General features: G+C 69.5%; 13 protein-coding genes and 2 pseudogenes. 8 read left to right on the plus strand and 7 right to left on the minus strand.

The window, feature by feature from the left end:
• Positions 1 to 7: 7 nt before the first annotated feature.
• Complete coding sequence (locus AB0J02_RS40955) at positions 8 to 382, minus strand: metalloregulator ArsR/SmtB family transcription factor (protein WP_363199009.1); 375 nt, start codon at positions 380 to 382, stop codon at positions 8 to 10.
• Positions 383 to 485: 103 nt separating this feature from the next.
• Between AB0J02_RS40955 and AB0J02_RS40960 the strand changes: the two genes are divergently transcribed.
• Complete coding sequence (locus tag AB0J02_RS40960) at positions 486 to 1,868, plus strand: NAD(P)-binding domain-containing protein (protein WP_363199010.1); 1,383 nt, start codon at positions 486 to 488, stop codon at positions 1,866 to 1,868.
• Between the two features lie 44 nt (positions 1,869 to 1,912).
• Entirely contained in the window at positions 1,913 to 2,359 is a 447-nt protein-coding gene (locus tag AB0J02_RS40965) for an ArsI/CadI family heavy metal resistance metalloenzyme (protein WP_363199011.1), read from the plus strand.
• 216 nt (positions 2,360 to 2,575) lie between these two features.
• Here the strand turns inward: AB0J02_RS40965 and AB0J02_RS40970 are convergent, their stop codons facing one another.
• Complete coding sequence (locus tag AB0J02_RS40970; protein ID WP_363199012.1) at positions 2,576 to 3,115, minus strand: hypothetical protein; 540 nt, start codon at positions 3,113 to 3,115, stop codon at positions 2,576 to 2,578.
• A 102-nt stretch (positions 3,116 to 3,217) separates the two neighbouring features.
• Positions 3,218 to 4,156, minus strand: a complete 939-nt coding sequence (locus AB0J02_RS40975) for a LysR family transcriptional regulator (RefSeq protein WP_363199013.1) — start codon at positions 4,154 to 4,156, stop codon at positions 3,218 to 3,220.
• A gap of 159 nt (positions 4,157 to 4,315) precedes the next feature.
• Between AB0J02_RS40975 and AB0J02_RS40980 the strand changes: the two are divergent.
• The 3 genes and pseudogenes from AB0J02_RS40980 to AB0J02_RS40990 all read left to right on the plus strand — a co-directional run bounded on the left by AB0J02_RS40980 (position 4,316) and on the right by AB0J02_RS40990 (position 6,062).
• Positions 4,316 to 5,005: pseudogene (locus tag AB0J02_RS40980) on the plus strand (type 1 glutamine amidotransferase domain-containing protein).
• A 33-nt stretch (positions 5,006 to 5,038) separates the two neighbouring features.
• Complete coding sequence (locus tag AB0J02_RS40985) at positions 5,039 to 5,554, plus strand: SRPBCC family protein (RefSeq protein ID WP_363199014.1); 516 nt, start codon at positions 5,039 to 5,041, stop codon at positions 5,552 to 5,554.
• An 82-nt stretch (positions 5,555 to 5,636) separates the two neighbouring features.
• Positions 5,637 to 6,062, plus strand: a complete 426-nt coding sequence (locus AB0J02_RS40990) for a PPOX class F420-dependent oxidoreductase (protein ID WP_363199015.1) — start codon at positions 5,637 to 5,639, stop codon at positions 6,060 to 6,062.
• A 37-nt stretch (positions 6,063 to 6,099) separates the two neighbouring features.
• On the opposite strand, the gene AB0J02_RS40995 is transcribed toward AB0J02_RS40990, so the two are convergent.
• Together AB0J02_RS40995 and AB0J02_RS41000 are read right to left on the minus strand one after the other, a co-directional pair.
• A complete protein-coding gene (locus AB0J02_RS40995) occupies positions 6,100 to 6,804 on the minus strand; it encodes a FadR/GntR family transcriptional regulator (protein ID WP_363199016.1) in 705 nt (234 codons plus the stop codon).
• 49 nt (positions 6,805 to 6,853) lie between these two features.
• Entirely contained in the window at positions 6,854 to 8,170 is a 1,317-nt protein-coding gene (locus tag AB0J02_RS41000; protein WP_363199017.1) for a hypothetical protein, read from the minus strand.
• 187 nt (positions 8,171 to 8,357) lie between these two features.
• Here AB0J02_RS41000 and AB0J02_RS41005 point away from each other — a divergent pair, with 187 nt between their 5' ends.
• Complete coding sequence (locus tag AB0J02_RS41005; protein ID WP_363199018.1) at positions 8,358 to 9,527, plus strand: mandelate racemase/muconate lactonizing enzyme family protein; 1,170 nt, start codon at positions 8,358 to 8,360, stop codon at positions 9,525 to 9,527.
• A 46-nt stretch (positions 9,528 to 9,573) separates the two neighbouring features.
• On the opposite strand, the pseudogene AB0J02_RS41010 reads toward AB0J02_RS41005, so the two are convergent.
• A pseudogene (locus AB0J02_RS41010) lies at positions 9,574 to 9,672 on the minus strand (PPOX class F420-dependent oxidoreductase); the annotation flags it as partial.
• Positions 9,673 to 9,731: 59 nt separating this feature from the next.
• A complete protein-coding gene (locus AB0J02_RS41015; RefSeq protein WP_363199019.1) occupies positions 9,732 to 10,292 on the minus strand; it encodes a TetR/AcrR family transcriptional regulator in 561 nt (186 codons plus the stop codon).
• Positions 10,293 to 10,385: 93 nt separating this feature from the next.
• On the opposite strand from AB0J02_RS41015, the gene AB0J02_RS41020 reads away from it, so the two are divergent.
• Positions 10,386 to 10,556, plus strand: a complete 171-nt coding sequence (locus AB0J02_RS41020) for a hypothetical protein (RefSeq protein ID WP_363199020.1) — start codon at positions 10,386 to 10,388, stop codon at positions 10,554 to 10,556.
• On the plus strand, positions 10,556 to 12,049 hold the full coding sequence (locus AB0J02_RS41025) for an MFS transporter (protein ID WP_363199021.1): 1,494 nt from the start codon (positions 10,556 to 10,558) through the stop codon (positions 12,047 to 12,049). Before AB0J02_RS41020 ends, AB0J02_RS41025 begins: the two co-directional genes overlap by 1 nt.
• Positions 12,050 to 12,871: the final 822 nt, after the last annotated feature.

Consider the following 12,871-nt stretch of genomic DNA (forward strand, 5'->3'; position numbering starts at 1 on the left):
GTGTCGGTCAGCGAGCCGCCGCGGTCAACAGCTGGCCCATCGCGGCCAAGACGCTCGGCTCGACCCGGTAGTACACCCAGGTGCCGCGGCGCTCGGAGGCCAACAGACCGGCGTCCTTGAGCTTCTTCAGGTGGTGGGAGACGGTCGGCTGCGAGACGCCGACGTCGGAGATGTCGCACACGCACGCCTCGCCGCCCTCGTGGGAGGCGACCAGTGAGAACAGCCGCAGCCGCACCGGATCGCCGAGCGCCTTGAACATCTTCGCGGTCCGCTCCGCCTCCTCGGCACTCAGGGGCCGCTCGTTCAGCGGCGGGCAGCACGGCGCGACCGCCTCGTCCGACTGGTTCAGGACCGGCAACTCCACCACGCTCGAATTCGACATACATCAATATTGACATCCGTCGATGCCATATGGCAAGGTTCCCCATATCGACAGATGTCAAATCAGAAGATCGACGCCTCCTGACCTGCCCCTGGAGAACGTGATGAGCGAGAGCACGCCCGCCGCCCTGCCGACCGTGGTCATCGGCGCCGGCCCCATCGGCCTGGCCGCCGCCGCCCACCTTCTCGAGCGCGGCATCGAACCGCTCGTCCTGGAAGCCGGACCGTCCGCAGCCGGCGCTGTACGCGACTGGTCGCACGTCCGCCTCTTCTCCACCTGGGCCGAAGTCGTCGACCCCGCCGCCGAGAAGCTGCTCGCCCCCACCGGCTGGACCCGCCCCGCCCCGGACACCTACCCCTCCGGCGGCGACTGGGCAGACGACTACCTGCAGCCGCTCGCCGAGATCCTCGGCGACAAGGTCCGCACCGGCGCGCGGGTCACCGGCGTCTCCCGCTCCGGGCGCGACCGCATCGTCGACGCAGACCGGGAGGCCCAGCCCTTCGTCGTCCACATCACCCACGCCGACGACCGCGAGGAGCGGATCGTCGCCCGTGCCGTGATCGACGCCTCCGGCACCTGGGCCACCCCGTCTCCAGCGGGCGGCAGCGGCCTGCCCGCCCTCGGCGAAAAGGCGGCCGGCGACCACATCACCTACCGCGTGCCCGACCTCAACGACCCGTCCGTACACGCCCGTTACGCGGGCAAGCGCACCGCCGTCATCGGCTCCGGCGCCTCCGCCTTCACCGCCCTCGCCTCCCTGACCAGCCTCGCCAAGGCCGACGACGGCACCGGCACCAAGGGGGTATGGATCCTGCGGCGCGGCATCAGCGGATCCACCTTCGGCGGCGGTGAGGCCGACCAGTTGCACGCCCGCGGCGCGCTCGGGCTCGCGGCGAAGGCCGCCGTCGACGACGGCCACGCCGACGCAGTCACCGGCTTCCGCACCGACGCCATCGAGCGGGACACCGGCGGCCGCCTGATCCTGGTCGCCGAGGACGGCCGCCGCCTCGAAGCGGTCGACGAGGTCATCGTGCTCACCGGCTTCCGCCCCGACCTGACCTTCCTCGACGAACTCCGCCTCGGCCTCGACGAACGACTCCAGGCCCCCATCGAACTGGCCCCACTGATCGACCCCAACCAGCACTCCTGCGGCACCGTCTACCCACACGGCCACCGCGAACTGTCCCACCCCGAACAAGGCATCTACCTGGTCGGCATGAAGTCCTACGGCCGCGCCCCCACCTTCCTCGCCATGACCGGATACGAACAGGTCCGCTCGGTCGTCGCCGCCCTCGCCGGAGACGAGGAATCCGCCGACCGCGTCGAACTCACCCTCCCCGAAACCGGGGTGTGCGGCGGCGCCGGCCTCTTCGACACCCCCAACGCCGACGAGGAGGCAGCGGGCGGCTGCTGCGCCCCGGCCCCCGCCCTGATCCAGCTCGGTGCTCCCGGTACCGCCCAGACCCCCGCCTCCGGCGGCTGCTGATCCCGCACCACGCCCACGCCACCCATCACAGCAGGAGAACTGCCATGTCCCGTGTGCAACTGGCTCTGCGTGTGCCCGACCTCGACGCCTCGATCGCCTTCTACAGCAAGCTGTTCAACACGAAGCCGGCCAAGCTCCGCGACGGCTACGCCAACTTCGCCATCGCCGACCCCCCGCTGAAGCTCGTCCTCGTCCAGGGCGAGGCCGGGCAGGACACCCGCATGGACCATCTCGGCGTAGAAGTCGCCTCCTCCGAAGACGTCCACGCCGCCACCAGCCGCCTCGCCGACCAAGGCATGGACACCACGGTCGAGAACGACACCACCTGCTGCTACGCCCTCCAGGACAAGGTCTGGGTCCACGGCCCCGGCCAGGAACCCTGGGAGGTGTACGTCGTCAAAGCCGACTCCGACGCCCTCGCCAAGCAGCCCCAGAGCACCTGTTGTGTCGGCCAGGACGAATCCGCGGCCGCGGGAGCCAACTGCTGCTGACGCGTCCGACGGCAACCTTCACGCCGATGAGGCCGCACCCGACAAATGCCGTCGGGCGCGACCTCGTCGGCGTCCCGGTGACAGACACCTGGAAGATTCGGCACTGGTGCCAACCGCGGTGGCCATCTGGTGTCTGGTGCCAAGCAGCCCGAAAAACTCAGCTCACTGGCCCCGGTCAGTCTGGGGGCCAGGTGCCATGCAGCTCGAAAAGTCACATCAAAGGTCAGTCCGCGTCGCCCGATACGGCCGTCCTCCCGCGCGCACCGCACCCGACGCTGACCGCACGCGCATCAGCGTCACCACCGCGTGCCAGGTGGTGCCGGCCGCGACTTCGACGACCATGTCCCGGGCGAGCACCGCGTAGCTCTCGCCGGCAGTGGTGCGGGCACGGCGGGAAGGGCCCGCGGCTGCGAGGCAGGGGGTGATCTGAGCGGCGAGCACGGCGGTGAGGGTCTGCGTGAGGACGGTCCTGCCGTCGGGAAGCCGGACCGCAAGCTGCTTCGGGCGGGCAGGACTACCGGTGTAGCCGACGACGCCGGCGTCCACGGTCTCGCTGTGCCGGATCTTGCGCCACGATGCCCGCCCGGGGCGGTACGGGCTGGAGGCGCGCTGGGCCACGATTCCCTCAATCACCTGCGCCGGCAGCACCTCGAACCAGGTGCGCGCGACGTCAATGTCGTCGATGGCGGGTACGGCCTGCAGGGGCGGACCAAACCCTTCCAGCAGCTCCAGGAACTGACGCAGATCATCGGCCACTATGTCGAGTTCCGGTTCATCCAGTGAGGCTGTCCGCGTCCGATGGATCTTCCTGATCTCCGCGGGCGTCTGTCGTACGCCTTTTGCGCTGGCCGACCGGACCTACCAGTCGAGCGCCGCCTGCCGGAGGCGGTCGCGGACGCGGACCAGGTCGGGGTTGGTGTTGTCGCCCGGGCGCTGAACGAGGAACAAGGTATTGAGCGGGGGTTCCTCCGGGTCGTGCAGGAGAGCCAGATGGCCGGAGTGCAGGTACTCCTCGCACAGCGAGCGGGGTAGCACGCTGTAACCCGCGCCCGCGTTGACAGCCGAGAGCACCGCGTAGAGGTTGGGCACGGTGACCGCCGCGCGGGCGGTGAGCTGCTTGCCGAAGACAGTGCGCCAGTAGCGGCGCAGGATCGGCAGATCCTCCGCGTACGTCACCATCGGCACCGCGCTCAACGCCGCGCACGGCTCGTCGGCCCCCTCGACGCGCTCCGCCCATGCCGGGTTCGCGACCAACAGGTACTCCTCGTCGGCGAGCGGCACCGACTCCAGCGCCCGGCCGCGCGGACGGCGCGTGGTGATCACCAGGTCCTGTCGGCCTGCGCGCATTTCCTCCAGGAGCGGCTCCGGCAGCCCCTGAGTGACCCGCAGCTGGACACCGTCGGCGACCAGCGGCGCCAGCGCCGGCAGCACCCGCACGCACAGCAGCTCCGACGGCCCGGCCAGATGAACCGGGGCCGCCGTGGCGCCGGAGTCCTCCAGGGTCGCCAGCGAGTCCAACGCGCCGGCGATCTGTGCGGCGAGCTCATGCGCGTACGGCGTGGGCTCCACCCCGCGCGGCAGTCGTGTGAACAGGACCCATCCGGCCTGCTGCTCCAAGGTGCGGATCTGCGCGGTCACGGTCGGCTGGGACAGCCCGAGCCCGGGAGCCGCCGCTGTGAACGAGCCCGCGCGGTACACACCCAGGAAGGTGCGCAGCAGATTCAGGTCCGCGTGCGGCGGAAGCCGCTTCCCGCCCGCAGCTGGTGGTTCCTCCGCGGCGAATTGCTGGTGGCTCACGACATCCGAGCATAGCGCCCCTTGGCATCGGACTTCCGATAGCAGATATCGGTTCACCTATTGGCAGGTGGATGAACGTCCGGCCTACCGTCGGCGCTGTCGCCTCGCACGCGGACTGCCGCGGGGCGACGATGCGGCCAGGAGCACGGGAGGGAGCACATGGCGAGGATACTTTTCGTGATGACCGGCGCCGATGCGTGGACGCTGGCCGACGGCAGCAAGCACCGGACCGGCTTCTGGACCGACGAAGCGGTCGTGCCGTACGAGGCTTTCAAGGACGCGGGACACCAGGTCGTCGCGGCCACTCCGGGCGGCGTCGTGCCGCCCGTGGCCTGCCGGTCTCGCACCGGAGGCGCACGGCGGTGTGGAGCAGGCGGCGGCGGTGCGGGCCCTCGTGGACACCACTGCGGAATTCCGCAGCCCCGTGGCGCTCACCGATGTACGTCTCTACGACTACGACGCGGTGTACGTGCCCGGCGGCCACGGCCCGACGGAGGGCCTCGCCGTCGGCTCCGGCTCCGGCCCCTCGCGCGAGCGGTGACGTGTGGCCGGCCGCTCGGAGTGGTGTGCCACGGACCGGCCGCTCTGCTCGGGGCGGTCGGGGCGGACGGCACCAACGCGCTCGCCGGCTACCGGATCATCGCTCTCACGAACGCCGAGGAGCAGCTGGCGCGCAGCGCCGCGAAGGCTAAGTGGCTGCTCCAGAACCGGCTGACCGAAGCGGGCCTTCGGGTCGAGGTCGGTGAGCCATGGGCGCCGCACGTAGACGTCGACCGCCATGTCGTCACCGGCCAGCACCCCGCCTCCTCCTGCCTTCTCACCGCCGAGCTGCTCAAGAAGCTCGCCTGACTCCCGTACTCGAACCCCTCTCAAAGGCGCCTCATGACCACGCAGAACGCGATCCACTGGCCCGAGAAATACCTCCCCGGCACCGGCGACAACTTCGTCTCCAACGAAGTGATCGTCAAGGGTGTGACGGCCGCCCGGGTCTGGCACTGCCTGACCGACACCTCCACCTGGGAGTCGTACTACGACAACGTCGCCGACATCTCCTTTCCCGAAGGCGGCGGGCCGGTATTGACGGGCGGCCTCGTCTTCAGCTTCGGCACGTTCGGCTTCCCTCCCCTGGCCGCCCGGGTCGTCGAGTTCCAGACCCCGGACCAGGGTGTTCCGGGCCGACTGTCCTGGACGGCCGAGCAGGACGGCAAGCCCGAGGAACGGCTGGACGTGCTGCACGCCTGGCTGGTCGAGGACCTGCCCGGCGGCCGGGTGCGCATCCTGACTCAGGAGAGCCAGATCGGCGAGCCCGCAGCAGCCCTTGCGAACGAGCGCCCGAACCCGATGCTCAATGGCCACCAGGCGTGGCTGGACGGCGTCGTCCACGCCGCCTCCGCGTAAGCACGCCTCCGACGCCCTCGCCCCGTCCCCCACCCGCGACGAGGGCATGAACACACCGAAAACCGATGAGAAGGAGCACGAGATGTCCAGGCCACCTCTGCCGCCCGAGGCCCAGGAACTGCTGCGCGGCCCCAACCCCGCCGTCATGGCCACCCTGCGCTCCGACGGCGCGCCCGTTTCCACCCCCACGTGGTACGTGTGGGAGGACGGCCGGGCCCTGATCAGCCTCGACGAGGGCCGCGTCCGTCTGAAGCACCTGCGCCGCGACCCGCGGATCACCCTGACCGTCCTCGCCGGCGACGACTGGTACACCCACGTGACGCTCATCGGGCATGTCGTCGAGATGTACGAGGACGAGGGTCTCGCCGATGCCGACCGCATCGCCACCCATTACACGGGCAGGCCTTACCCGGACCGGGTCCGCACCCGCGTCAGCGCCTGGATCGAGGTCGAACGCTGGCACGGCTGGGGCGCGCACCGCGACAGCGACCAGGCATTCACCGGATGAGCCGAGACCTCCCGCCACCCCGAGAAACAGCCTCATGTCAGCGGCGGAATCCAGAAGCTTCCTGCAGCTCCGACTGAACGGTGGCGACGTGCTCGTGGGCCAGCCGCGCGGCCTTCTCGGGGTCGCGGTCCAGGAGGGCGTCGACGATTCCACAATGGTCGGCGTGGGCCCGTCGCAGACGTCCCGGCATGCCGATCACACGCAGCGAGTATTGCTCGAACTGCGGCGCGATCAACTCCCACATGTGCAGCAGCAGAGGGTTGCCGCTCGCTTCGGCGACCTGGCGGTGGAACCGCCCGTCGAGTGCGACGAAGTCCGGGTCGCTGATGTCGGGGATATCTGCGGCCGCCACGATGGACTGCAGCAGCTCGGCGTGGTGGTCGGTGAGCCGCCGGGCGGCGAGTTCGGCGGCCTTGCCCTCGATCGCCATCCGTGTCTCGAAGAGGTCGCTCATGCTGATGCCGCCCACCAGCGCCTGGTCGATCCCACCCACCGCCTGCGGCTTGTCGGTGACGACGAAGACCCCCACCCCGTGGGCGGTGCGGAGGAACCCGGCCGCCTGCAGGGTCCGGACGGCCTCGCGCATCGAGCTGCGGCCGACGCCGAACTGCTCGGCGAGGTCCTTCTCGTTGGGCAGCTTGGCGCCAACGGCGTACTCCCCGGAGACGATGAGCGCCTCAAGCTTCTGCGCCACCGCGTCGGACCGCTTGCCGCGCACAGTGGTCCGGTCACTTCCCGTCACGTGATTCGCCTCCCACAGCCGAGAGCATATCGATCGCCAGGTGCGGTGATCACACGAAGATGTCGGCCACGAGCACGATGGCCAGGGTCACGACCGAGAGCATCGACTGTGCCAGGGTGTACGTCTTCAGCGTGCCGCGGGTCGAGAGCCCGAACAGGCTGCGCACCATCCAGAAAGCATTGTCGCTGAACTGCCCACCGAAGCAGCCACCCGCACCGGCCGCGAGAACGACCAGCACCGGCGACAGCCCGAGGTCGCCGACCAGCGGGGCGATGATGCCGATCGCGGTGAGGCCCGAGACCGTCTGGCCGCCGATCGCCATCCGCAGCACTGCGGCCACGAACCACACGAGCAGCAAGGGCAGCGTCGCGTTGGCCTCGAACAGATCCTTGAGGACGCCCTGCATGCCGGTTTCGGTGATGATGACGCCGAGCGAGCCCGCCACGGCGGTGACGACCAGGATGGTGCCGACGATCTCGAGCGCCCGGTCGACCACCTTCTCCTGGCCGGCCAGGCCCTGCCGGGAGACGACGATTCCCAGTGCGACCAGCACGCCGGCGAAGAGGGCGATCACCGGGCTGCCGAGGAAGTCCAGGATCGCCAGGTCGATGTCGGCCTTCGGCGCAAGGATGCCCGCCAGGATCAGCACCAGCACGGTGACCACCGGCGCGAGCGCGGTGAACAGGCTGGGCCTTGCCACGTCCCGGTCGGCTCCTTCCCCGTCATCAGCCGGATCGGCCGCCAGGGAGGCCTCGTCCTCGTCGCGGGCAGAATCCCAGAAACGGAGCCGCTCGATCACCAGCACGTAGAGGAACGTGGTGATGGCCGTAGCCGGGATCGCCACCGCGAAGCCCTGGAGCAGCATGTCGGTCGACGAAAGCGACATCGCGCCCAGGTACGCGAGCATCGCGGCGCCGGGAACGACGAGTGCGTTGCCGGCAGCCAGCCCGAGCGCGACCGGCCCGGCCAGCGAGGCGATCGGCCGTCCCGACCGAGCGGCGACCCGGCGGGCGATCGGCGCGACCATCACCAGGAGCACGTCGAAGTAGATGGCCGGCGTGACGCTCGACAGCGTCAGGGCGACGGCATACGGCGAACCACGGCGTCCGAAGATCTTCAGGATGCCCTCGACGATGCGCTGCACCGCGCCGTACGACGACATCAGGAAGCCCATGACCACGCCGAGGCTGATCAAGAGCCCGACCTCGGCCATCAGAGCACCGAAGCCCTTGTTGAGCCCGGCGCTGATGTCGTCGAGGGAGACACCCGTCGCGACGCCGAGGGCGATGGTGCCCAGCAACAGCGCCAGCGCCGGATTGAGCCGGGCCTTCACGATCAGTAGCGCGATCGCCACGAAGACGATCACGAAGTCGGCGATCAGCCAGGGAGTGCTCACGGCGCACCTGCTTTCAAGTCCTCTGAGGACCTGAACGCTAGGTCGCGTCGACAGTCACGTCAACCCATCTGATAAGCGGTTTCTTTGATCCAAGCCCTCTGCCAGTCATCAGATGACCTGTTATGTTGGCGGCATCCCAACCCTCGGAGGGCACCCGATGAAGATCGACCGCGTGGAGACGTTCGTCCTCAAGGCGCCGCTGGGCGACGCCAGGTTCTACTCCTCGCAGGCCGCGTTCCCCGAACGCAACAGCCTGCTGGTCCGGCTGACCTCCAGCGACGGAGTGATCGGCTGGGGTGAGGGCGGCCAGTACGGCCCGCCCGAGCCGGTGAAGTCAGCGATCGACGACGTACTCGCACCGATCCTGCGCTCGCTTCCCGAAGCTTCCCCCACCGTCGCCTGGGACACCTGCTACGGACGCACCCGGGACTTCGGGCAGAAGGGCACCTTCGTCGAGGCGATCAGCGCGCTCGACATCGCGCTGTGGGACCTGTGGGGCAAGACCCTCGGCGCACCGGTATCGACGCTCCTCGGCGGACGATTCCGCGAGCGGGTCAAGGCCTACGGCACCGGCGGGTACTACACCCACACCGACTTCGACGCCTCCCGCGACCTCCCCGCGCTCGCCGAGGCCGCGACACGGTACGCCGGCGACGGCTTCGGCATGCTGAAGATGAAGGTCGGGCTGCTGCCGGTCCACGAGGACGCCCGACGCATCCGTACCGTGCGCGAGACCCTCGGCGACGACTTCGCGCTACTCGCTGACGCCAACCACGCCTACAGCTCCAGCACCGCGCTGGCGATGGGACGGATCCTCGAGGACGCCGACTTCCTGATGTTCGAGGAGCCGGTACCGCCCGAGGACCGCGCCGGTTACGCCCGGCTCCGCTCCCGCCTGGACGTTGCGATCGCCGGCGGCGAGGCGGAGTTCACCCGCTACGGCTTCCGCGACCTCTTCGAAAGCGGATGCGTCGACATCGCACAGCCGGACCTCTGCGTCTGCGGCGGCCTGAGCGAACTGCAGCGGATCACCGCGCTGGCATCAGCCCACAACGTCCGCGTCATCCCGCACGTCTGGGGCTCCGGCATCGCCCTGAGCGCCGCGCTGCACGCGTGCAGCACCCTGCCGCTCACGCCGTATGCACTCCGCCCGGTCCCGCTGCAGAACGAGCCCGTCATCGAGTTCGACCGCACCCCCAATCCCCTGCGCGACAACCTCCTGGTCGAGCCCCCGACGCTGCGCGACGGCTACGTGGACGTGCCCACCGGCCCCGGACTCGGCGTCGAGGTCGACCTCGACTTCGTCGAGCGCTACCAGGTCGCCTGACACCCCTCAAGGCCGCGACGTTCCCTCCGCGCTTCGCAATGCGCGCTCACACGATTGCCTGGTCGCTGTCCCGGTGCCCTCCCCAGCCGTGCCAGCGCTCGATCTCGATCATGGCGCTGACTCGGGTCCGGAGGCGGTCCGGCCAGATAATCGCTTCCAAGGGTGGGGCTGTGGGCCAGAGTTCCCCATGTCCTGGTCGGACGACTACGAACCAGGCTCCTGCGCAGGCAGCCCGCGGAGGAGTACGTCGAGGAACAGGTCGAAGCGAGGCGCGTCCGGGCCGACGTGGTGACCCATCTGCTGGGCGCCGAGCCACTGCACGACGCCCAGGCCGAAAATGTGCCAGCTCTGCTCTGCCATGTCGTCGGAGACGCCGGCGAGCCTGAACGCCGAGATGACGCGGTCACGTAGCCGGCCGAAGGCTTGCGGGTTGTGACGGTGCGGCATCGCCACGTGGACGGCGTAGCCGGGTACGGCGAGGAATTGGTCGTGCATCTGCCAGGCCAGGTCCGAAAGCCACCGCCGCCAGGTGTCGGCGGTGGGCTCGGCCGCCGGGAGGATGCGCTCGACGACGACCTCGCCGACAAGGTCAAGTAGCTCGTCACGGTTATTGACCCAGCGGTAGAGGGCCGAGTGGGAGACACCGAGCCTCTCCGCGATGTCACGCATCGTCACGGTCCGCAGGTCGCAGCTGAGCGCGGCCTCCACGATCTGCTCGCGGCTCAGTCGCGCGGGCCGGCCGAGTCTGGGTGTCTTCGCCTCCACGAACTCAGTGTACGAATGCCGCTCGACCTACTTAGTGACCGATGGTCATAAATGACTTAGGGTGCCCTTATCCATCACTGAGGAGGGGTAAAGATGAGCCGAACCACCGACACCGCTCTCACGCCGTGGCCGTTGGTCGCCCTCGGCGTATCGGCCCTCGATCCCGCAGCCGGGGCCCGTTGCACGGACGACCCGGCTGCCGCGCTCGCGTGGGCCCGCCGACAGGCGGCCGCGGCAGCGCCAGGCACCGAGGAGGAGCGCTGATGTGGGTCCTGGCCGGCTCGATCGCTGCGGTCATGTTCGTCGTACGTAAGCTCCGCCGGAGCGGTTCACGACGGCCCGCCGGCGGCTGGTCGCTGGTACTGCTGCTCGCGGCCTTCGGCGTGGCCATCGCGCAGACCATCGTGCTCGCCGCGCTGGGGGTGTACGCCCGCGAACTCAACGTCTCCGCGACCGGTGCGACCTGGCTCCTGACCGCCTTCATGCTCGCCTCCGCCGTCGCGACGCCGGTGGGCGGGCGGCTCGGTGACCTGTTCGGTCATCGACGTGTCATCGTCACCGGTCTCGCGCTGCTGCTGGCCGGCTCGGTGGCGGCCGCGGTGAGTACCCAACTGGGCTCGTACACGGGAGTCGTGGCAGGACGCGTGCTCCAGGGGCTCTCTGGCGCCGTCTTCCCCTGCGCCTTCGGGCTGGCCCGCCAGGCCATTCCCGCCGAGCGGCTGGGAGGCGTCGTCGCGGCACTCAGCGCGATGTTCGGCATCGGCGGGGCGCTCGGCATGGTCACCGCCGGTCCGCTCGTCGACGTCGCCGGTCCCGTGGCGCCTTTCTGGCTCATCGCCATACTGGCCGTCCTGGCCCTGACCGGGCTGGTCCGCGTGCCGTCGCTGTCCGCCTCCGCGTCCCCGGCGGGCCGGGTCGACATCGCCGGAGCAGTCCTGCTCGCGGGCACGCTGGTCGCCCTCCTGATCGTCATCGGCCAGGGCCGGGCATGGGGCTGGTCCTCGCCAGGCATCGTCGCGTTGTTCGTCACCACGGTCGCACTCGCCGCCGCGTTCGGGCTCGTGGAGCAACGCGTTGCCGCGCCGCTGGTCGATCTCCGCCTCCTGATCGGGCCGCGGCTGCTCACCACGAACGTCGCCACCCTGGTGGTGAGCGTGGGGATGTTCGCCGCGGTCACGCTCCTGCCACTGTTCGTCCAGACGCCCACCGCCCTCGGCTACGGCTTCGGCTACTCCCCTGCACGGACCGGGCTGCTGATGGCCCCGATGGCCGTCTGCATGCTCCTCGCCGCACCGCTCGCAGCACGGATCTCCAGCGCCCTGGGCGCGCGAGCGGCCTTCCGGACGGGCGCGATCCTCGCGGCAGTCGCGCTGGGCGGTCTCGGCCTGCTCCACGAGCACATCGCAGAATTGCTTGTCTGGTGCGCTCTTCTCGGTCTGGCCTACGGCCTTGCCTTCGCCTCGCTCGGCGGCCTGGTCGTCGGCGCCGTCGATCAGGAGCAGACCGGCGCGGCCACCGGAATCAACACCATCCTGCGCACCGTCGGCGGCGCTCTCGGCTCCGTACTCGCCGCCGTGATCGTGACGTCATCAGCGACCGCGCCCGGACAGCCACCGGCGGAATCGGGCTACACCGCCGCGTTCGTCGTCGCCGCCACGATCGCGCTCTGCGCAGCCGCCGCGACCGTGACCCGAGGCGCCGTCACCGCACAGCCTGGATCCGAAACCGTCAAAGCGGAACTCGGCGAAGACCGTTGACTCAGCAGCCGAAACGCGGCTACAGCCGTTTCACCCAGCGCGTTCGGGCGTCCAGTGAGGCGGAGACATCGGTGGTGAAGATTCCCCTTGATCGTGGACAGTTGGAGACTGGGACCTGAGGTTCCAGCGGAAATAGCACCAAGTAGGAAGCAAGTACACGAAGCGGTACTCGGAGGAGTTCAAGCGGGACGCGATCGCGCTCGTCAACTCCTCGGGGAAAACGGATCGAGCCGGGTCGGTCGGGGCGGGTGCCTCTTCCGCGGTTGCGGCCACGCAGACTCCAGAGCGCGCTGCACCGTGGGGTGACCGACCCCGTACTTGCGCATCAGGGCGCGTTCCTCCAGTCCGGCACGGCGGTCACGGCGGATCGCCGCGTACAGATCGGCCTTCGTATTTCAGAAGTTTCTGGTGTACGGGGTGGACCTTGGGGTGCGCCGTCGACCCATCGCGCGATGCGTCCGCCGAGGGCGGTCCGCGAACAGGTTCCGGATGGTTCCACGAGGTGAAGACTCGTCCGATGACCAATCCCACTCAATTTCCCTGGCGGGCTTTTGTGCTCCTCTTCTGAACAACCTGCCGCGAAAGGGGCATGCCAAGCACCGCCGACACGGGCCGGCTACACGTTGGGGGCGCCAAGGTCCTGACCGGGTACGGCGGTCAGCCACCGAGGCCGGCCGCGGGCACCGCCCCTACTTGGTGGTGTGGGTGGGGTAGACCTGCACGTCGGTGTAGGCGCCCTTGATGTCGCCCGCGGCCGCGGGCCAGTCCAGGGTCACGGTGTGGGTCTCGTTCGGGGGCGTCACCAGGATGTTGGTCGGCGAC

Source organism: Streptomyces sp. NPDC050264 (assembly GCF_040655895.1).
Classification (GTDB): Bacteria; Actinomycetota; Actinomycetes; order Streptomycetales; family Streptomycetaceae; genus Streptomyces.

Bases quoted from the DNA above. Each gene is read 5' to 3' on its own strand.
- AB0J02_RS40955 (WP_363199009.1), bottom strand. From the start codon at position 382: ATGTCGAATTCGAGCGTGGTGGAGTTGCCGGTCCTGAACCAGTCGGAC.
- AB0J02_RS40960 (WP_363199010.1), top strand. From the start codon at position 486: ATGAGCGAGAGCACGCCCGCCGCCCTGCCGACCGTGGTCATCGGCGCC.
- AB0J02_RS40965 (WP_363199011.1), top strand. From the start codon at position 1,913: ATGTCCCGTGTGCAACTGGCTCTGCGTGTGCCCGACCTCGACGCCTCG.
- AB0J02_RS40985 (WP_363199014.1), top strand. From the start codon at position 5,039: ATGACCACGCAGAACGCGATCCACTGGCCCGAGAAATACCTCCCCGGC.
- AB0J02_RS40990 (WP_363199015.1), top strand. From the start codon at position 5,637: ATGTCCAGGCCACCTCTGCCGCCCGAGGCCCAGGAACTGCTGCGCGGC.
- AB0J02_RS41005 (WP_363199018.1), top strand. From the start codon at position 8,358: ATGAAGATCGACCGCGTGGAGACGTTCGTCCTCAAGGCGCCGCTGGGC.
- AB0J02_RS41020 (WP_363199020.1), top strand. From the start codon at position 10,386: ATGAGCCGAACCACCGACACCGCTCTCACGCCGTGGCCGTTGGTCGCC.
- AB0J02_RS41025 (WP_363199021.1), top strand. From the start codon at position 10,556: ATGTGGGTCCTGGCCGGCTCGATCGCTGCGGTCATGTTCGTCGTACGT.